The sequence below is a fragment of the Desulfovibrio sp. genome (assembly GCA_016208105.1).
Taxonomy (GTDB): domain Bacteria; phylum Desulfobacterota; class Desulfovibrionia; order Desulfovibrionales; family Desulfovibrionaceae; genus Fundidesulfovibrio.
The window spans coordinates 211548-228961 of sequence record JACQYS010000029.1; the positions used below are offsets into that span (position 1 = coordinate 211548).

Sequence of the window (17414 nt, forward strand, 5' to 3'; positions counted from 1 at the left end):
CTTATCCTCCCATACGCTTTATGTCACTATTGATGCGCTCAAAAGCCTTGCGGACCTTGCCCCTGAGCATTTCTTGCTGAGCCCCGAGGTTGCCTAGCTTCCAGAACAACCAGCTGAAACACAGTACAGAGAGGGTAAGAAGAGACACCAGCATCCAAAACATCCAGCTGGTTGAAGACTCGAACACAGAGAGCCGTGTTTCCATTCCGGCCTTGATGGTCTTCAAGTCTGCCGCGAGAGCCTTGCTCGTTTCCGAACCGGCGTCAGTCGCGATGCCTTTTCCGGAATCGGTCAAATTCTTCACCTGTCCCGCCAACGAATCGAGCTTGCTCCTGACCTCCTTCAACTCCGAAGCAGCTTCGGCTGTTTTGGAATCAAGCTTTGCAGCAAGGTCTTTGACCCTGGGGGCCAGAGTCTGGTCATCGTTAGAGGCTGCTGCTTTATGGCCAGCGGCTTTATCTTGTGTGGGCGTATTCTGCTCGAACATTGCGTTGATGGCTTTCTCGGGTGATGCGTCCGCCTCTTTCAGAATCGCCGAAACCTTTTCAACAGGCAGCCAGTTCACCTTGCCGGTGTGCATGTCATAGATCGCGCCAACGACCTTTGCCTTTCCGCCTTTTACCAACTCGCGAACAGCAGGACTCTTGAGAAAGAGATTTTTGATCACTTGCCAGACATTCATCTCGATTGCTTTTTTAATCAAAGCGTCGTCTTTGAGGTCTGGATTGTCGGCCATGGTACGTTGCACAGCAGGGATAATTGAAGACACCAGCGGAGGGATGTTACGCTCAAGAGGATGGCCATGACCGGTCACCTCTTGAGTAACGGCGGTAACCGCGCCGCATTGCGTATGGCCCAGAACAACCAGAACAGGGGTATTCACATGACACAACCCATACTCCGCCGTGCCGATCTCATCCGTATTGGCCACATTCCCGGCTACCCGTATGACAAAAAGATCCATTATTCCCGCATCGAACACAATTTCAGGCGGCACCCGTGAATCTGAGCAGGACAGTATGGTGGCTAAGGCATGCTTCCCCTGACTCTCTGTTCCTGCCTGGAAGATTCGTTTCGAATCCATATGCGGGTGTGTGCTTTTACCAAGTACAAAACGACTGTTACCAGCATTAAGCCATGTTATGATCTTGTCTGGTGGCGGCTTAGCAGAGGCATCACTGGGACCTGCAATTGAAGAACTGAAGGAAAAAACACTCATGCAAATCGCTAGAACAAGGGTAACCGGCGTTGATCTCATACAATCTCCGATGGTTATTCTTCGGATAATAGTTACTCCTGGCCCCGAACGCATCTCCGCTGAGCACTCCAACGGTTAAATTTATCAACCACTGCGGGTTGTGCATATATAGCTCGTACAAATCCTTGGAGGGCACCGGTCATGCGGCAGCCTGACCGGCCGGATTTGACATGGCTATCTCGACTAGCTCGGCATTATTGAATATCCGTTAATATCCAAGATGATAATGAATTCGTCTCCATGACGCCCTTCCGCTCAAAAGCATGGCTATGAAATGATGACGCCGAACCCCAAGCCGATTTTCGCCCTGAGTTTCAAATTGCGCATCGTGCAAATCCTTTGTTGTTAATTGTTTGCATCAATTGAACTTCGGAAAGCGCAACGGAAAAAGAACTCGATATTCCACCATAGTACATGGGAACAGCTTGGTCTATGAAAAGTTTGAAAAGTGACGGTACTCTAAATTCTACCCTCGCTGACTATGAACTAAGTAGTATTCTTTACTGTTACCAATCTCAGAAATTGCTCTGTCGCTTTCCACATTCTGCCGTTCACAACATTCATTTAGCGGCATCTTTGTCTAGTCATGAAGCATTTTTAAATGCATTATGAGTGGCAATCTAAGCTTATCTCGCCACAATCGTCCTTGTCAGATGATTCTGTTTGCCACGCCATCTATTCCGCTGATGATACTTTAAAGACTGAGGTCGAAGCGGGACCAGTGCTCGGAAGATTTCCCAGCAGAGCCAAAACCAATCTTGGAGCACATTCTTTAAGGGCAGCACCGTCACTCAAATATGATGGACTCTGATTCCCATGGCATCATAAAGTGAAGCACCAGATGACAACGCACAGAGGGCTACACCTGGCTGAATACAGTGGACCAAAACGGACGAAGCCGGGCTATTCCTAGCCCGGCTTCTCAGTGATTTTCAGGGTATATGGACCTATTTGGACCACCCTGAACAGTAATTTGGTGCGAAAGAGGGGACTCGAACCCCTACGGTTACCCGCCAGATCCTAAATCTGGTGCGTCTACCAGTTCCGCCACTCTCGCTTGAGGGGCACGCCCTAGCACGATTCCGGAAAGTTCGCCAGATGGTTCGGCGGCGATGCCCCGCCACCCACGGCGAACCCGGTGGCCAAAGCTCTATTGAGAAATTCCTGTGCGCCGCGCACCGCCGGGATCAGTTCATCCCCAAGGGCCAGACGAGCGGCAATGGCCGCCGACAGGGAGCAGCCCGTGCCATGCGTGTGCACCGTGTCCACCCGCTTCACCGGCAGAGGCAGCGGCTCTTTGCCTGGCACCGCAAGCCAGTCCGTGAGCAAGCCCTCTTCCTCGTTCATGTGGCCGCCCTTTACGAGCACTGCCTTGCTTCCGAAAGAAAGAAGCCGCTCCAGGGCGGCGAACAAGCTCTCCCGGCCACTGATCGCGATGCCCGTGAGCAGTTCCGCCTCAGGCCGGTTGGGCGTGGCCAGATCGGCAAGGGGCAGCATCCGTTGCACCAGGGCCAGCACCGCGTCATCCTCAAGCAGCTTGTGTCCGCTCTGGGAAACACTCACCGGGTCCACCACCAGAGGAAAGGCTTTGCCTTCAAGTCCGGCGGCCACCGCGCAGACAATGGCGGCGGAAAAGAGCATGCCCGTCTTGGCTGCCCGCACAGGAATGTCCTCCAGAACGGTGCGAAGCTGCAGCGAGACGAAATCCGGCTCCGGAGCGTGTATTCCCGTAACCCCCAGGGTGTTCTGGGCGGTGAGCGCGGTGATGACGCTCGCCCCGTAGCAACGGTGCGCCATGAACGTCTTGAGGTCGGCCTGAATGCCCGCCCCGCCGCCGGAATCGGACCCGGCGATGGTCAGCACGCAGGGAACAGCGCTCACGCTTCGAGCTCCTCGTCTTTTCTGCGAAGATCCTTAAGCGACAGACCGCTCTTGGCCAGGACCAAAAGACCGGCCACCGTGGTGGGAATGAACTGCATCATGTGGATGATCAGGCCAATGGCCAGGGCAAGCTCCTTGTCCACCTTGAAAAGGCCCAGGCCGAAAATAATGGCTGCTTCGAACACCCCCACCGCTCCAGGCGAAGACGGCATGGCCATCCCCAGGGCTGACAGGATGAAGACCGCAAGGGTCTGGCCCATGGTCAGCTTGAGTCCGGCCACCCAGTAGACCGTCAGGAAGGTCGGAATGGCGTAGAGCATCCACACCAGGGCTGTATAGAATCCCAAGATGAACAGGTAACGCAGGGTAACGCCGTGAACCAACTGCAGCTTCACTTCCACAATGAACTCGCGCAGCCTCTCCACCGGCACGAGATTGATCAACCGGGTGCCCCGGTCAGGCCAAGTGCGGATAAGAAACAGGAAAGTCCAGATGCTCCCCACGCAGATGGCCAACGGGAAGAAGGCCATCTTGAGCCTGAAATGAAACGCGACCACCAAGCCCATGGCCAGGATTGCGTTCAGATCGAAGAAGCGCTCCCAGAACACCATGCTGATGGATTGGCTGAGGGAATACCCGCCTTCTTTGCGCAGATAGAAGGCCTTGGCCAACTCGCCAAGCTTGGCGGGGACGACGTTGTTCACCGCCATGGACAACAAAAAAGCCTTGAGTCCCACCCAGTTGCCGCAGTGGAAACCGGACAGGAAATTCATCCGAATCGCCATGGCTCCGTAACCCAGGAAAGACAACAACGTTGTTACCACGATGGCCATGGCATCGAATTGGGAGAAAGCCTTCCACAGCTGCGTAAAGTCGATTCCCCAGAAGGCGTAGACGAGGCAGCCGCCCACAAGGGCTGTGCGCAAGACCAGGCTGAGCGTTTTCTTTAGGATCATGTCGCGTGGTTTTTCCGGCTATCGGTTGAAGCATTCCTGCAGGCGGTAGCGCAGGTGCGTGTAGCGTTTCGCTGTTCCCACGGATCCCAGGCCGATGCCCAGGGCCTTCTTGCCCCCGATGATGACAGCCAGCTTTCTGGCGCGGGTAAGGGCGGTATATATGAGGTTGCGCTTGAGCATGACGTAATGCTGGGTGACCACCGGCACAACCACGACCGGGTACTCGCTCCCCTGGGATTTGTGGACGCTCACCGCATAGGCCAGGGTCAATTCGTCCATATCCGAGGAGTCGTAGGGAACATGGCGTCCGTCGAAATCCACGGTGAGTTCGCACTCGTGGGGATCGGCGTCGACAACCCACCCCAGATCGCCGTTGAAGATGTCCTTTTCATAGTTGTTCTTCGTCTGCAAGACCCTGTCGCCCACGCGGAAACGGTTTTTCCCGCGTGTAAGCTCCCGACCAGACGGATTGAGCCTCTCCTGCAGGAGCGCGTTCAATGCCTGGGTTCCCACCTCCCCCTTGTGCATGGGCGAGAGCACCTGGATGTCCCGGACGGCATCGTAGCCGTAGGTTCTGGGAATTCGGCTGGCCACCAGATCGATTATTTTTTCCTGCACCTGGACGGGATCGTCGCACTCCACCCAGAAAAAGTCCGCTTCTGGGGGGGCTTTCACCGACTGCAAAGGGAATTTGCCCTCGTTTATCCTGTGGGCATTGACCACAATCATGGATTCCAGGGCCTGGCGGAAGATGTGGTTCAAGCGGGCCTGGTCCAGGGCGCCGGACTCAAGCATGTCACCCAGGACGTTGCCCGGACCCACCGAAGGGAGCTGGTTCACGTCCCCCACCAGGATGAGACGGCAGGTGAGCGGCAGGGCCCGCAAGAGGCTTAAAAGAAGCTGCACGTCCAGCATGCTGGCCTCGTCCACAACAACCACGTCGGCCTTGAGCTTGTGCTCCTCGTTGTGGGCGAAGCCGCCGCCGGGCTGCGAGATTAAAAGCCTGTGCAGGGTGGAGGCCGGATAGCCCGTGGCCTCGCTCATGCGCTTGGCGGCGCGGCCCGTGGGCGCGCACAGCTTCACCTTGTAGCCAAGCTTGTCCAACACCCGCACCACGGCCCGGGTGATGGTGGTCTTGCCGGTGCCGGGACCGCCGGTGATGATGAAGGATTTTGTGGAGCAGGCCTGAGACACGGCCAAGTGCTGCTCACTGGAGAGCTTTATGCCGGACTCGGCCTCCACCGAAGGCAGAAGCTTGGCCACCTTGTCCGCCGGAGACGCGGCCGGATGGGCCGCGATGGCCCAGAGCCGCTCGGCTATCTCCCGCTCCCAGTTGTAGAAATGGGTGAGGTAGACGGCGTGGGGGATATCCTGCTGCGGAAGCGCTTCCACCCGAACCCGTTTCTGCTGTTCCAGGCTTTCCAGAGCCTCGGCCAAAAGGTGCAGCCCCACGCCCCCGAGCATGGTTTCCACCCGCTCAAGCAACTCGTCGCGCGGGTAGAAGAGATGTCCTGAGTCGCTCAAGCTGAAAAGACCATACACTATGGCCGCTTCCAGACGTTCAGGGCAGTCGAGGGCGAAGCCCAGTTTCAGGGCCATGGCGTCGGCGGTTTTGAACCCTATGCCGTGGATGTCGTAGGCCAAGCCGTACGGGTTTTCCTTGAGCTTCTGGACGGCTCCAGCCCCGTAGTGTTTGTAGATGCGCTGGGCGAAGGTGGTGGGTACCTCGTGGGTCTGCAGAAAGAGCATGAGGCCGCGCACTTCCCGCTGCTGGTTCCAGCTCGACACTATTTTTTCAAGTATCTTAGGCGATATGCCCTTGACCTTGAGCAGGCGGTCCGGGGTTTCGTCCAGGACTTCCAGCACCTTGTCGCCGAAGCTGGCAATGAGCTTTCCGGCCAGCACCGGCCCCACTCCCTTGATCTGCTTGGATTCCAGGTAGCGCTTGATGCCTGTGAGCGAAGCGGGCATGCGCTGTTCGAAGTACTCCACGTTGAACTGACGGCCGTACTGCGGATGGGTGGTCCAGGTGCCGCGCAAAAAGAGCGTCTCCCCCGGGGTCACCTGCCCCATGGAGCCGACTATGGTCACCACGCCGGGCTCGCCTTTGGCCTGGACCCTGGCCACCAGGTAGCTGGTTTCCTCTGAGAAGAAGGTGACGGTGTGGACCTCGCAGGTCAGTTCAGTGGCCATGGGAAACTAGATATCCTGCCGGTGGACCATGGACTGCCTGAGCGTCTCCTTGTCCACGTACTTCACCTCGGCCCCCAGGGGGATGCCCTGGGCCAGGCGGGTCAGGCGCACGCCGGAATACCCGCGCTCGATCAGGTTCTTCAGATAGCTCGCCGTGGCCTCGGCCTCCAAGGTGGTGCCGAGAGCCAGGATGACTTCCTTTATGGAACCTTCCCCCAGCCTGTGTTGGAAGCGTTCGATCTCCAGGCTGGAAGGGTCAACGCCGTCCAACGGAGAGAGCAGACCGCCCAGGATGAGATAACGGCCTTTGTAGAGTCCCGTCTCTTCCAGGGCCAGAAGCGAGTCCCACTCGCTCACAAGGCAGAGGGACTCACCGTTTCGTGTCGGATCGGCGCAGATGGGGCACGGGTCGGATTCGGCCAGGCCCGCGCATAAAGAACACAGGCACAGGTTCTCACGCAAATCGTGCACGGCACGTCCCAGGCTCTGGGTGCGTTCCTTGGGCCATTTGAGCAGCGTCAGAGCGGCCCGGAGCGCTGATTTCGGCCCCAGGCCTGGCAACGAGGACAGCTCGCCGACCAAATCGGCCAGCGGCTTGGGAAGAGACTTCATGCCTTAGAAGAGCCCCGGGATCTTAAGCCCGCCCGTGAGTGCGGCCATCTCGGACTGTTGCATCTCCCGGGCCTTTTTCAACGCGTCGTTCACGGCGGCCAGCACCAGGTCCTGGAGCATGTCCACGTCCGCCGGGTCCACCACGGCCTTGTCGATCTTGACCGAAACGATGTCCTGGGAACCGGTGGCCACCACGGTGACCATGCCGCCCCCGGCGGTGGCTTCCACGGTGCGCTTGCCCATATCTTCCTGAATCTGCTGCATTTTCTTCTGCATCATCTGGGCCTGACGCATCATATCTCCCATACCTTTCATGGTATCCTCCGGATCAGTTTTTGGTGCGCACGTCTATGATGTACGCCCCCATATTGTCCCGCGCTTCCTGGAACAGGGATGTCTGCTCCGCCTTGGCGCGCATTTCCTGCTGGTTCATGGGCTTTTGCCCCTTCGCCACTTCGAAGACAAGCTTGGTTCCAGGCCCGAAATACTCGGCGGCCCTGGCATTTAAGAACGCGAGATTTCCGTTCTTTTCAACAAGCTGCCCCTTCAAGAACTCGTTGGGGCACAAAAAGCGCACAACTGCACCCTGTTCCGTGTCCTCGAGAGCTCCCTTCACTCCGTGAAGGGCCCCCTTCAGAACGGCATTCTCCCCGGCCTCATGGCGGACATACTCCAGGTATCCCTTCCAGGTGTGCGGCCCCCTGGGCCGGTGCGCCGGTGCTGAATGCTCCTCTGGCTCAAGCGTGCTGGCCAGCGTTCCGGGCGCAACCGTATGAACGCTGTGCTCCATATTTGGGCCGGACGCTGCCGGTTCTTCCCCACCTGAATTATCCGCCTCTTCATCAGAGGACTGTGCCGGACGTACCGGCATGGCCTGATGCGAAAGAGACTCCGGGTCTTTTGGTGAAAAACCCTCTCCAGGGACAGGAGGGCCGGGCTCATCCTCGGACGGTCCTGACCGAGCCTGTCCGTGCTGCGAGGTGTCCTGCCCAGGCCTGGGGCTTGGTGCCGGGCCGGAAGACGCCGGTTGCGCCCTGGAAACCTGGCGCGGAGCCGGGGCTGACGAGCCGTAAGAAACCGGGGCCGGGCGTTGCGGCTGCCCTGAAGTCGGAGCGGCGGCAGGGGACGGCCGGTTTGGCGCGGAATACCCCTGGCCTGCAGGAGCTGAGGCGGGACGTGGGGTGTGGCCGTGGCCAGATGCGCCGCGTCCCGGAGGCTGGGTCTGGCCCGCGTTAATGGCTTCGAGCGAGAGGAGCTTCGGGATGTAGGCGAGATTTAACAACAGCAGTTCGAGCGCCAATGCCGGTTCCAGGCTGGTCATCACCCGGCGCTGGCCCTCAAGGGTCATCTGCCAGCAGGCGTGTATGTGGCGGGCGTCGAACTCTTTTGCCCATGAAACCCACTGCCCGCCTTCCTCCTCGGTGAGTTCCAAGGTGGACAGCGCCTTCTCCCCGGCCTGGTTCAGAAGAAACAGGTTGCGCCAGCAGGTGGCCAATTCCCGCAGGAAAAAGCCGATGTCCAGGCCGCGGTCCAGCACCTGGCGCAAGAGCCCGCTCACACCCAGGCAGTCCTGGTCCTTGAAGGAGCGCATGAAGGAGAAGAACACGTCCTGCCCGGCCAGGCCCAACACGTCCCGCACGTCCTGTTCCGTGAGGGTCTCGCCGCCCATGGCCAGCACCTGAGCCAGGAGTGACATGGAGTCGCGCACGCTGCCGGCCCCGCGCCGCGCCAAAAGGCTCACGGCGGAAGGCTCGAATGGCTGGGCCTCGCGACCCAACAACCCGGCCAGATGCGCTTCCAGATCAGGCTGCACCAGACGCTTGAACACGTAGTGCTGGCAGCGGCTGATGATGGTGGGCAGAATCTTGTGGGGCTCGGTGGTGGCCAGGATGAAGGTCACCCGGCCCGGGGGTTCTTCAAGGGTCTTGAGCAGCGCGTTGAACGCCGCCTTGGAGAGCATGTGCGCCTCGTCGATGATGAACACCTTGTAGCGGCTCTGCAGGGGAGCGTAGCCGATGTCCTCTTTGAGGCGGCGGGCCTCCTCCACGTTGCCGTGGGTGGCGGCGTCGATTTCAATAACGTCCGGCGAGACTCCGGCCGTGATCTGGCGGCACTGAGAACATTCGTTGCAGGGCTCGGCCGTGGGGGCAGTAAGGCAGTTGAGCGCCTTGGCCAGCACGCGGGCCAGGGTGGTCTTGCCCACGCCGCGCGTGCCGGAGAACAGATATGCCGGAGCGATCTTGTCCTCGGCCGAGGCCTTGGACAGAATCCGCTTTATGGCGTCCTGTCCGGCCACGTCGCTGAAGCGCTGCGGCCGGTATTTCGTGGTGAGGCTTTGCGATGACATAGCGTAAGCCGCTGGGCGCGTTGGCCCAGCGGCGAAACAGCCTTAGATGGCGTAGCCGTGCAGCCAGGAAGAGTACTTGAGGTTCTCGCCCTTGACCACCTTGAAGAATTCCTTCTGAAGCGCCTTGGCCACCGGCCCTGCCTTGCCCTCGCCGATGGTCCGGCGGTCGAGCTCGCGGATGGGGGTGATTTCGGCGGCCGTACCGGTGAAGAAGGCCTCGTCGGCGGTGTAGAGCTCGTCGCGGGTGAAGCGTGTCTCGCGTACCTCGTAGCCCATGTCCCGGGCCAGGGTGATCACCGTCTCGCGGGTGATGCCGGAGAGAATCGAGGTCAGTGGCGGGGTCTTGATCACATTGTGCACGACCATGAAGATGTTCTCGCCAGACCCTTCGGACACGTAGCCCTCGGTGTCCAGGAGCAGGCCTTCGTCGTAGCCGTCCGCCAAGGCCTCGTTCTTGGCCAGCACCGAGTTGACGTAGTTGCCGCAGACCTTGGCCTTGGTCATCATCACGTTCACATGGTGGCGCGTGAAAGAGGATGTCCTGATGCGGATGCCTTTCTGGAGGGCTTCCTCGCCCAGGTACGCGCCCCAGGGCCAGACGCAGATGGCCGTATGGATGGGGTTCTTGCCCGGGAACACCCCAAGCGACATTCCGGTGCCGATGAAGGAGATAGGTCGGATGTAGCCCTCCTCCATTTTGTTGGCCTTGAGGGTCTCTTCGATGGCCGCAACGATCTGGCCTTCGGTGTAGGGGATCTTTATCTCGACGATCTTGGCGGAATCAAAAAGCCTGTGAACGTGCTCCTCAAGCCTGAAAACCGCGGAGCCGCCGCCGGTCTTCTTGTAGGCGCGTATGCCCTCGAAAACGCCCACTCCGTAATGGAGAGTGTGGGTCATCACGTGCACCTGGGCCTTTTCCCAAGGCACCAGAGCGCCATCGAACCAGATAAGCTCGGATTTGGGCGACATAAATTCCTCTTTCCTGGTATTGCCCGAAGCCAAGACGCACGGGCTTGAAACAAAGAGGCTAGACAAAAGCTCACCCGAGGTCAAGGATGCCCCGGAAATCCGCACGGTTGCTCATACGAACCATTGCCAACCAGGTCCCCAATGGTTAGAGGACTCACGAACGCGCGCCACTACGGCGAGCCGCCCGGCAGCACCATCGGGCTACCAAGGTCCCACACCGTATGCAGCTTCTCCCCATAGCTCCTGACAAGCCCTGGCTGGCCCCCTTGGCCGGCTATTCCGACCTGCCCTTCCGCATGCTCTGCCGCGAATACGGGGCGGCCTGCGCCGTCACGGAAATGGTCAGCGCCAAGGGCCTTGTCTATTACAGCCCCGGCACCAAGGACCTCCTGGCCACCTGTCCCGAAGACGCTCCGCTGGTGGTGCAGCTCTTCGGCGCGGAACCGGACATGTTCGCCCAGGCCATGGACAAGCTTTTGGAAGCCGGATTTTCATGGTTCGACCTCAACTGCGGATGCTCGGTCTCCAAGGTTGTGAAGACCGGAGCCGGGGCCGCCCTGCTGCGCACCCCGGAACTGCTTGTTGAAATCGCCAAGGTCATGGTGGCCAAGGCCGGGCCTGGACGGGTCGGGGTCAAGCTGCGCACAGGCTGGGACGCCGGGGACACTCCGGTTTTAAACATAGCCAAGTCTCTTGAGGATCATGGCGTTTCCTGGCTCACGCTGCACCCGCGCCACGCCCGGCAAGGCTATTCCGGAACGGCCAATTGGCAGTTCGTCAAGGCGCTCAAAAAAAGCGTCACCGTGCCCGTCATGGCCAGCGGGGACCTGTTCTGCGCCCAGGATGCCAGACGCTGCCTTGCCGAGACTGGAGCCGACGGGGTGATGTTCGCTCGCGGGGCCATGTACGATCCGGCGATTTTCGCCCACTATCTGAACGCAAATTGTCACCCGGCTTCGGGGCCGCAGATCGCACGCCTCATTGAGCGCCACGCGGAGCTTATCCGCCGGTTCGGCCGTCCGGAGCGGGCCCTGTTGCGCATGCGCTCCATCGTGCCGCGCTACATTCGCAACCTTCTTGGCGCAAGGGCGTTGCGCATGGAGGTGGCATCCTGTACATCATGGGAACATCTGCGCGATATTACCGGCCGCATTGCCTTGGCGCAGACAGTGCCTTCACCTGAACAGCGGCTGCACATCAGGGAGAATTGGGATGGACGTGCTTAGGGCCAAGACCGCGGGGTTCTGCATGGGCGTGGACCTAGCCCTGCGCAAGCTCGACCAGCTTCTGGACGAAAACGGTTCGGGTGTGTCCATCTACACGTTCGGGCCGCTCATCCATAATCCCCAGGTGCTTGAAGAGTACGCCGCAAAAGGCGTTCGCCAGTCCGAGGAACCAGAATCCATCGCTCAGGGAGCCACCGTGCTCATCCGCGCCCACGGCATTCCCCGCCAGATGGACGACCGGCTGGCCGCGCAAGGACTGAACGTCTCGGACGCAACCTGCCCCAAGGTCAAGAAGGCCCAAAAACTCATCGCCAAGCAGGCCGATCAGGGAAAAATACTGCTCCTCTACGGAGAAGAGGCCCATCCCGAAGTTCGCGGGCTTTTGAGCCACGCATCCCACGGGGCCATAGTTTTCGACAGCCTGGACGAGCTCAAGAGCCACTCCCTCTACCCCACGGATTCCTATTTTCTGGCCGCGCAAACAACCCAGGACGAAATCGAGTTCGAACGCATCCGGGAGTTTCTCTTCGACACTCTGGGACAAGAGATCCCCGTCCTGCACACCATCTGCGACGCCACCCAGAAACGCCAGGAAGAGGCCATCGCCATTGCCAAACAATCCGACTTCATGGTGGTAGTGGGCGGGCGCAACAGCGGCAACACCCGCAGATTGGTAAAAGTTGCCGAGGCCCAGGGCGTACCGTGCGTCCATGTGGAGACAGAAGCCGAACTTCCTTTGGAAAAGATGAGGGGAAAGAAGCGTATCGGCTTGACAGCAGGGGCTTCGACGCCCAAAAAGATCATTGATACCGTGGAATCGATCTTACGCACGCTCTAGACGCGGAGGACTATAGATGGCCCAGACCAACATCCTGCTCGAGGCCGGCACCAACGAACTCGAGATTGTGGAATTCTTTCTGGACGAGACCGTCACGGAAGGGGATCCTTCCGGACAGGGCGCCTACAAGGGCTACTATGGGGTCAACGTAGCCAAGGTGCTGGAAATAATACGGCTTCCCCGCGTAACAGCGCTGCCTGAAGTGTCTCATCCCTCGGTTCTAGGCGCCTTCAACCTCCGCAACCACATCATCCCCCTGGTCGATCTTTCCGTCTGGCTCGGCAAGGAGCGCACGGAACTCGAATCTCCCAAGGTCATCGTCACCGAGTTCAACCGGGTGACCACGGCGTTCATGGTCTCCGGAGTCACCCGCATCCACCGTCTGAGTTGGGAATCCGTCGAGCCGCCCAACACGTACGTCTCCACCCTGAGCGGCGAGTCCATCACCGGTGTGGTCAAACTGGAAGACCGCATCGTCTTTCTCTTGGACCTCGAAAAGATCGTGGCCGACTTGAACCCTGAACTCGGGCTGCACCTGGACACCAGCATCGACTGGAAGTCCGGCCAGCGTTACCGTGCCCTCATCGCCGACGACTCGGCCTTGATCCGCGAAATGCTGCGCGACCTCATGGAAAAGGCCAACTTCGAGGTGGAGGTGGTCAACACCGGCCTCCAGGCCTGGGAGCGTCTGCAGCAGATAAAATCCAACGCCGAGACCGAAGGCAAAAGCGTGACAGACTTCGTGCAGGTGGTGGTCTCGGACATCGAGATGCCCACCATGGACGGCCACAACCTCACCAAGCGCATCAAGGACGACCCGGCCCTGCGCCAGCTCCCGGTGCTTCTGTTCTCTTCGCTCATCACCGACAAGCTGCGCCACAAAGGCGAGGCCGTGGGCGCGGACGACCAGATCTCCAAACCCGAAGTGAGCCAGCTTGCCCTGCGTGCCAAGAAGCTGATCGAGGAGCGGCTTACCGTCGAGGCCTAAGCCTGCGGTCGATGTGGTGTGAAGCGATTGAGGGAGGACTGCCCGGCAGAATTTTAGGGGCGTTTTCCTTAGAAAGTATGATGATCACAAATGCGAAGCGCCCGGCGGGTTATCCCTGCCGGGCGCTTTTTCGTCGTCCTGCGAGTTGTCTCTGTTCTTATGTTTGGGATTTCGGCGATACGCCTTCGGGTCCCGGATGGTCTTCGCCGGCGGCGGCATTTTCTTGCGGACCGGCACGTCTTCAAGCCTTACCACGATGGTCTCGCTGGCCATGTTGCACTCCTTGGCGGGCGGTTGGTTGAAGGGAAAGGCCTCCGGCGGCCAAAGGGCTTTTCGCCCTTTGGAATCCATTTCGGCTTCGCGTTGATACATGCCCCGCCTGTTAGCAGATGCTCTCCAACTGGATATTGTTCAACGAACGCCCCAGAAAACGCTCTCCCACTTCCTGGAAACGCTGCGGTACGTCCGTCACATGGAAAACGTGCTGGGCCTCAGTGGCCTGGGGATTCAGAAGATTCATCTCCTTAAGCATAGCCTCGGCACGCACGGACACCGCTTCAGCCGAGTCCACCAGTTGCACCCCTGAACCGAGCACCGAGCCGAGCAGAGGCTTGAGCAACGGGTAGTGCGTGCAGCCAAGCACCAACGTATCGATGTTCTGGGCCAGAAGCGGCGTAAGGTACTCAAAAGCGGTCAGGCGGGTCACCGGGTGGTCCAGCCATCCTTCTTCAACCAAAGGCACGAACAACGGGCAGGCTTCGGAGGCCAAAAACATGCCGCTCACGTCGTAGCGCTGTATGGCCGAGAGGTAGGCCCCAGAGCTTATGGTGGAAGGCGTGCCGATGATGCCTATGCGGCGGTTGCGGGTGCGGGCCACGGCGGTGCGGGCGCCAGCGTCTATCACCTCCAGCACCGGCACGCCGGACAAGGCGCGAACAGCGTCATAAGCCACGGCCGCCATGGTGTTGCAGGCGATGATGAGCATCTTGACCTGCTTGCCGAGCAGAAAGGATGCGATCTGCTGGGCGAACCGGGCCACTGTCTCATGGGATTTGACGCCATACGGCACCCGGGCCGTGTCGCCGAAATAGACGACATTCTCGCCCGGAAGACGCTCCATGACAGCGCGGGCCACGGTGAGCCCGCCCACTCCGGAGTCGAAGATGCCTATCGGCGAGGAAGGGGAAATGTTCATATGTTTATTGTCCAGTAAGCGAAACGTGTGGGGCGTTCAAACCACATGCCGGGCTGAACATCAAGCGGTGAAAACTCTGACTCTAAAAAAGGGACCATCCACCCTGCTTTACTATGTTTTTCCACAAACCGTGCTTGATTAGACATAGTTGGCGATAAAAAAAACACCATTCATGCCCCTCCACAATTCTTGCGGCGTATTTATATATTAAGGAGGCACTTCAGGACAACATGGAGGGGACCATGAACGTCATTAAAATGTTGTGCAAATCTAAAGTATTCTGTGCATTAATCCTACTCACCGTTACCACAACATCGCTGTCACATGCGGAAGAGGAGTGTTCCGGTCTCTTAATACCTGGGATGACAGGAAAAATATATTGCGGAGAAGTGTCTGGGCAACCAGGGACGATAGTGACTATCGCCCCGAACATACTCAACCTCTTTCCAGAAATTCAAGCCGCCGGGATTCCTCAAACCATTGATCTCTCGTCCTATGAACTGACAAAAACCGGCGCAACGTGGGATGAGTTGATCGCTGAATGGGACAGAAGGGAACAGGCTCAAATACAGCCGACCCAACAGACACTCCCGACATTTCAGACCACAGGTTTCACGAATAATACCTCATGGCTTTTCGGCCAAACGCCAACATTGGGAACAGGAACAAATGTTGACATCTTCTCAGGCTTCTCTCCGCTCACAACGGCGCTTCCCACAACAACAGGCACTGGTTTTGCCTGGGGGGCCTTCCCCTCGCTTTCGTCCTCGGGCACTCAAACCACAGGAGGCATATATCCATGGATGAGTACCTACTGGACCGCGACTCCTACCGGTACAGAAACGCAAACCGGGTCTGAGCCGCTGTATCCGTGGTTAGGGTCATCAGCTCAGCCCATTGGTGGGACCGGGATCAGTTATTGACGCGACTACGGGCTGAAGTTGCTATGCAATGAAGAGGTTGTGGATCGGATTTGTAGAAATGTCAAAAGCTGCCGTCCCTTTGACTCCGGCTACTAAGCCAAGCGCTCGCGCGCTTGAGAGTACACCCGTAGTTTGTCGCGCTTGCCCACTGCGACAACAGTCACGTAGAGAATGTCGTCATCAACGCGGTACACGAGTCGATAGCCCACCTTGCGCAGTTTGATTTTGTAGCAGTTTGGCATTCCCGCAAGAGCGGACGAAAGAATATGCGGATTATCCAGACGTTCGGCCAGTTTCTTCTTGAACTGTTCGCGAAGGGTTGCGTCCAGTTTCCTCCACTCTTTCAAAGCTAGCTCGTGGAAGCGCAGCTTATAGCTCATTGATGTCCACTTCCACGAAAGGTCCGTCCGAGCGCTCCTGGACCAACCGTGCGTCCTCAAGATCCTCCAGGCGCTCAAGAAGTTGCTCGTAATGCGAAGCGGAGAGCAGATAGGCCTCCGGCCTGTTGTGGTTGAGTACCGCCACAGGATCATCCGATGCCTGGCTCAGGACCGAGCTGAAATTTCGTTTAAGCTCTGTGACGCTCACCGTCTTGTTCGCATAAATGGTTTGCATGCTAGGCTCACTTTTTGGTGCTTTATATAGCACTATAAATAGGGCCTTAAAAAGTCGGCGTCAAGAGGAGCAAGGGGAGCACTTACGGATTCAAGGCAGGCAGATATGGTACGAATCAGCGGGGAAGATGCAGAAGTCGCTGGAATCGTATCTCAGCACTACAATCGGGAGCGCCCGCATAAGGCCGAGGCATAAACGGAAGGACGCCCTACACGGCCTTCCTTGAAGGCCTTCTTAAAGACAGCGGAGCGCTACCCGACGAGACGAACGAGGCAGCCTAAGCGTTGCCCCGCTAGGGCGGCGGTGTCAGGTAACAACCATCACTGTACATATATTGTAAAAACTATTCCGAAAGTTATGTGTTAACGACCAATGACACGCTTCCGCCAATCGACAAATTCAAATTCATCGTCCCACATGCATATACCGCCTACAATATCAACAATCATCGATTTCAATTCAGAAATAACACTTCCTGCTACTAACTGTCCAACAATTGTTCCCCCAGTACCAGGGCCATGTGGTTCTTGTGCAAAGTGATGCCATATAAATTTTGAACGAACATATCCATCAATAAAACGTTCTATGGACTCCGTCTCATTTTTTACAGATGGGAAAAAACTGCATAATACCCGAATAATATTAACCAAAGAATCTATAATATCATATCCACCCTGCATCATTTCCGATGTAATTCCTGTGTCAAACTTTGGCTGAGCATAGGCATGTGCTCTATCAATCATAAAAGGAATGTTTTCAATATATTCACGAATGTTATTCTGCGATAGTAAATCAACAGAAAAATCATCACTTCTCTTCATAGCAATATCTAATACCAACACATTGCCGTAATCCTTTGGCATATCACCGAGTTGCCGAGAAACAGCAATTTGGTCACAATCATCTCTTCTCTTCTTTACGCGACCATACCAATTCTCCCGAAAAACAAGAACTTGTTCTTTGGTCAAGGATCGACCAAATCCACCGCGAACCATTGTTAGATCGTGACAATCAAAACATAATACTGAAAGATTATTAATATCGTTATTAGCCGGATTTTCATCGACATGGTGAATCTGTACTTTTTTACCTCTTTCACAACAAACACAACACGTCCTGTCGCTATCGAGCATTACTTTTGCAACAATTTCTTGTGGAATTGTAATACGTTGCTTCATATCAGAACCCCCTCATAGAAACAGCACATGCAAGACCCAAATAAAGAAAATGATCCAAAAGCGAAAGGCCCGCAATTTGTGCGGGCCTTTCTGAAAGGATCCTGGCGGCGACCTACTTTCCCACTAGCGGTCCTAGCAGTATCATCGGCGATGGAGGGCTTAACTTCCGAGTTCGGAATGGGATCGGGTGTACCCCCTCCTCTGGGGCCACCAGGAAATTCCTGATGATATATAA

17 protein-coding genes, 1 tRNA gene and 1 rRNA gene are annotated in these 17414 nt (G+C 57.4%); 4 read left to right on the forward strand and 15 right to left on the reverse strand.

Going from position 1 to position 17414, the window contains the following annotated elements; translation table 11 throughout:
- Position 1: 1 nt before the first annotated feature.
- The 9 genes from HY795_18385 to HY795_18425 form a co-directional block, all read right to left on the reverse strand.
- Complete coding sequence (locus tag HY795_18385) at positions 2 to 1258, reverse strand: carbonic anhydrase (protein ID MBI4807188.1); 1257 nt, start codon at positions 1256 to 1258, stop codon at positions 2 to 4.
- 974 nt (positions 1259 to 2232) lie between these two features.
- Positions 2233 to 2315, reverse strand: a tRNA-Leu gene (locus tag HY795_18390).
- Between the two features lie 14 nt (positions 2316 to 2329).
- Complete coding sequence (thiD, locus tag HY795_18395; protein MBI4807189.1) at positions 2330 to 3139, reverse strand: bifunctional hydroxymethylpyrimidine kinase/phosphomethylpyrimidine kinase; 810 nt, start codon at positions 3137 to 3139, stop codon at positions 2330 to 2332.
- A complete protein-coding gene (locus HY795_18400) occupies positions 3136 to 4095 on the reverse strand; it encodes a flippase-like domain-containing protein (GenBank protein ID MBI4807190.1) in 960 nt (319 codons plus the stop codon). Before HY795_18400 ends, thiD begins: the two co-directional genes overlap by 4 nt.
- 18 nt (positions 4096 to 4113) lie before the next feature.
- The gene (locus tag HY795_18405; protein MBI4807191.1) at positions 4114 to 6288 is read right to left on the reverse strand and encodes an ATP-dependent RecD-like DNA helicase; all 2175 of its coding nucleotides are present in this window, start codon (positions 6286 to 6288) and stop codon (positions 4114 to 4116) included.
- Between the two features lie 6 nt (positions 6289 to 6294).
- The gene (gene recR / locus HY795_18410) at positions 6295 to 6900 is read right to left on the reverse strand and encodes a recombination protein RecR (protein ID MBI4807192.1); all 606 of its coding nucleotides are present in this window, start codon (positions 6898 to 6900) and stop codon (positions 6295 to 6297) included.
- 3 nt (positions 6901 to 6903) lie between these two features.
- A complete protein-coding gene (locus HY795_18415) occupies positions 6904 to 7215 on the reverse strand; it encodes a YbaB/EbfC family nucleoid-associated protein (GenBank protein ID MBI4807193.1) in 312 nt (103 codons plus the stop codon).
- A gap of 13 nt (positions 7216 to 7228) precedes the next feature.
- A complete protein-coding gene (gene dnaX, locus HY795_18420; protein ID MBI4807194.1) occupies positions 7229 to 9247 on the reverse strand; it encodes a DNA polymerase III subunit gamma/tau in 2019 nt (672 codons plus the stop codon).
- A 42-nt stretch (positions 9248 to 9289) separates the two neighbouring features.
- Positions 9290 to 10216, reverse strand: coding sequence for a branched-chain amino acid transaminase (locus tag HY795_18425; protein MBI4807195.1), 927 nt, complete (start codon positions 10214 to 10216; stop codon positions 9290 to 9292).
- 221 nt (positions 10217 to 10437) lie between these two features.
- Between HY795_18425 and HY795_18430 the strand changes: the two genes are divergently transcribed.
- From HY795_18430 to HY795_18440, 3 genes are read left to right on the forward strand one after another with little or no spacing between them, the layout of a single operon-like run.
- The gene (locus HY795_18430) at positions 10438 to 11442 is read left to right on the forward strand and encodes a tRNA-dihydrouridine synthase family protein (GenBank protein MBI4807196.1); all 1005 of its coding nucleotides are present in this window, start codon (positions 10438 to 10440) and stop codon (positions 11440 to 11442) included.
- Complete coding sequence (gene ispH, locus HY795_18435) at positions 11429 to 12280, forward strand: 4-hydroxy-3-methylbut-2-enyl diphosphate reductase (GenBank protein MBI4807197.1); 852 nt, start codon at positions 11429 to 11431, stop codon at positions 12278 to 12280. The genes HY795_18430 and ispH overlap by 14 nt, the downstream gene beginning before the upstream one ends.
- A 16-nt stretch (positions 12281 to 12296) precedes the next feature.
- Positions 12297 to 13268, forward strand: coding sequence for a chemotaxis protein CheV (locus tag HY795_18440; protein ID MBI4807198.1), 972 nt, complete (start codon positions 12297 to 12299; stop codon positions 13266 to 13268).
- An 84-nt stretch (positions 13269 to 13352) separates the two neighbouring features.
- Here the strand turns inward: HY795_18440 and HY795_18445 are convergent, their stop codons facing one another.
- Complete coding sequence (locus tag HY795_18445) at positions 13353 to 13541, reverse strand: hypothetical protein (GenBank protein ID MBI4807199.1); 189 nt, start codon at positions 13539 to 13541, stop codon at positions 13353 to 13355.
- Between the two features lie 109 nt (positions 13542 to 13650).
- The gene (locus HY795_18450) at positions 13651 to 14463 is read right to left on the reverse strand and encodes a glutamate racemase (GenBank protein MBI4807200.1); all 813 of its coding nucleotides are present in this window, start codon (positions 14461 to 14463) and stop codon (positions 13651 to 13653) included.
- Positions 14464 to 14705: 242 nt separating this feature from the next.
- Here HY795_18450 and HY795_18455 point away from each other — a divergent pair, with 242 nt between their 5' ends.
- Positions 14706 to 15386, forward strand: coding sequence for a hypothetical protein (locus tag HY795_18455; GenBank protein ID MBI4807201.1), 681 nt, complete (start codon positions 14706 to 14708; stop codon positions 15384 to 15386).
- Positions 15387 to 15478: 92 nt separating this feature from the next.
- Here the strand turns inward: HY795_18455 and HY795_18460 are convergent, their stop codons facing one another.
- The 4 genes from HY795_18460 to rrf form a co-directional block, all read right to left on the reverse strand.
- Positions 15479 to 15766 (reverse strand): type II toxin-antitoxin system RelE/ParE family toxin, encoded by a 288-nt coding sequence (locus tag HY795_18460; GenBank protein MBI4807202.1) that lies wholly within the window; start codon positions 15764 to 15766, stop codon positions 15479 to 15481.
- The gene (locus tag HY795_18465; GenBank protein ID MBI4807203.1) at positions 15756 to 16001 is read right to left on the reverse strand and encodes a type II toxin-antitoxin system Phd/YefM family antitoxin; all 246 of its coding nucleotides are present in this window, start codon (positions 15999 to 16001) and stop codon (positions 15756 to 15758) included. The genes HY795_18460 and HY795_18465 overlap by 11 nt, the downstream gene beginning before the upstream one ends.
- 362 nt (positions 16002 to 16363) lie before the next feature.
- A complete protein-coding gene (locus HY795_18470; protein ID MBI4807204.1) occupies positions 16364 to 17179 on the reverse strand; it encodes an HNH endonuclease in 816 nt (271 codons plus the stop codon).
- 99 nt (positions 17180 to 17278) lie between these two features.
- A 5S ribosomal RNA gene (gene rrf / locus HY795_18475) occupies positions 17279 to 17394 on the reverse strand.
- Between the last annotated feature and the right edge of the window lie 20 nt (positions 17395 to 17414).

Coding starts and splice junctions, on each gene's coding strand:
- HY795_18385 (MBI4807188.1), bottom strand. CDS start 1,258: ATGAGATCAACGCCGGTTACCCTTGTTCTAGCGATTTGCATGAGTGTT.
- HY795_18400 (MBI4807190.1), bottom strand. CDS start 4,095: ATGATCCTAAAGAAAACGCTCAGCCTGGTCTTGCGCACAGCCCTTGTG.
- HY795_18405 (MBI4807191.1), bottom strand. CDS start 6,288: ATGGCCACTGAACTGACCTGCGAGGTCCACACCGTCACCTTCTTCTCA.
- recR (MBI4807192.1), bottom strand. CDS start 6,900: ATGAAGTCTCTTCCCAAGCCGCTGGCCGATTTGGTCGGCGAGCTGTCC.
- HY795_18415 (MBI4807193.1), bottom strand. CDS start 7,215: ATGAAAGGTATGGGAGATATGATGCGTCAGGCCCAGATGATGCAGAAG.
- dnaX (MBI4807194.1), bottom strand. CDS start 9,247: ATGTCATCGCAAAGCCTCACCACGAAATACCGGCCGCAGCGCTTCAGC.
- HY795_18425 (MBI4807195.1), bottom strand. CDS start 10,216: ATGTCGCCCAAATCCGAGCTTATCTGGTTCGATGGCGCTCTGGTGCCT.
- HY795_18430 (MBI4807196.1), top strand. CDS start 10,438: ATGCAGCTTCTCCCCATAGCTCCTGACAAGCCCTGGCTGGCCCCCTTG.
- ispH (MBI4807197.1), top strand. CDS start 11,429: ATGGACGTGCTTAGGGCCAAGACCGCGGGGTTCTGCATGGGCGTGGAC.
- HY795_18440 (MBI4807198.1), top strand. CDS start 12,297: ATGGCCCAGACCAACATCCTGCTCGAGGCCGGCACCAACGAACTCGAG.
- HY795_18445 (MBI4807199.1), bottom strand. CDS start 13,541: ATGGCCAGCGAGACCATCGTGGTAAGGCTTGAAGACGTGCCGGTCCGC.
- HY795_18450 (MBI4807200.1), bottom strand. CDS start 14,463: ATGAACATTTCCCCTTCCTCGCCGATAGGCATCTTCGACTCCGGAGTG.
- HY795_18455 (MBI4807201.1), top strand. CDS start 14,706: ATGAACGTCATTAAAATGTTGTGCAAATCTAAAGTATTCTGTGCATTA.
- HY795_18460 (MBI4807202.1), bottom strand. CDS start 15,766: ATGAGCTATAAGCTGCGCTTCCACGAGCTAGCTTTGAAAGAGTGGAGG.
- HY795_18465 (MBI4807203.1), bottom strand. CDS start 16,001: ATGCAAACCATTTATGCGAACAAGACGGTGAGCGTCACAGAGCTTAAA.
- HY795_18470 (MBI4807204.1), bottom strand. CDS start 17,179: ATGAAGCAACGTATTACAATTCCACAAGAAATTGTTGCAAAAGTAATG.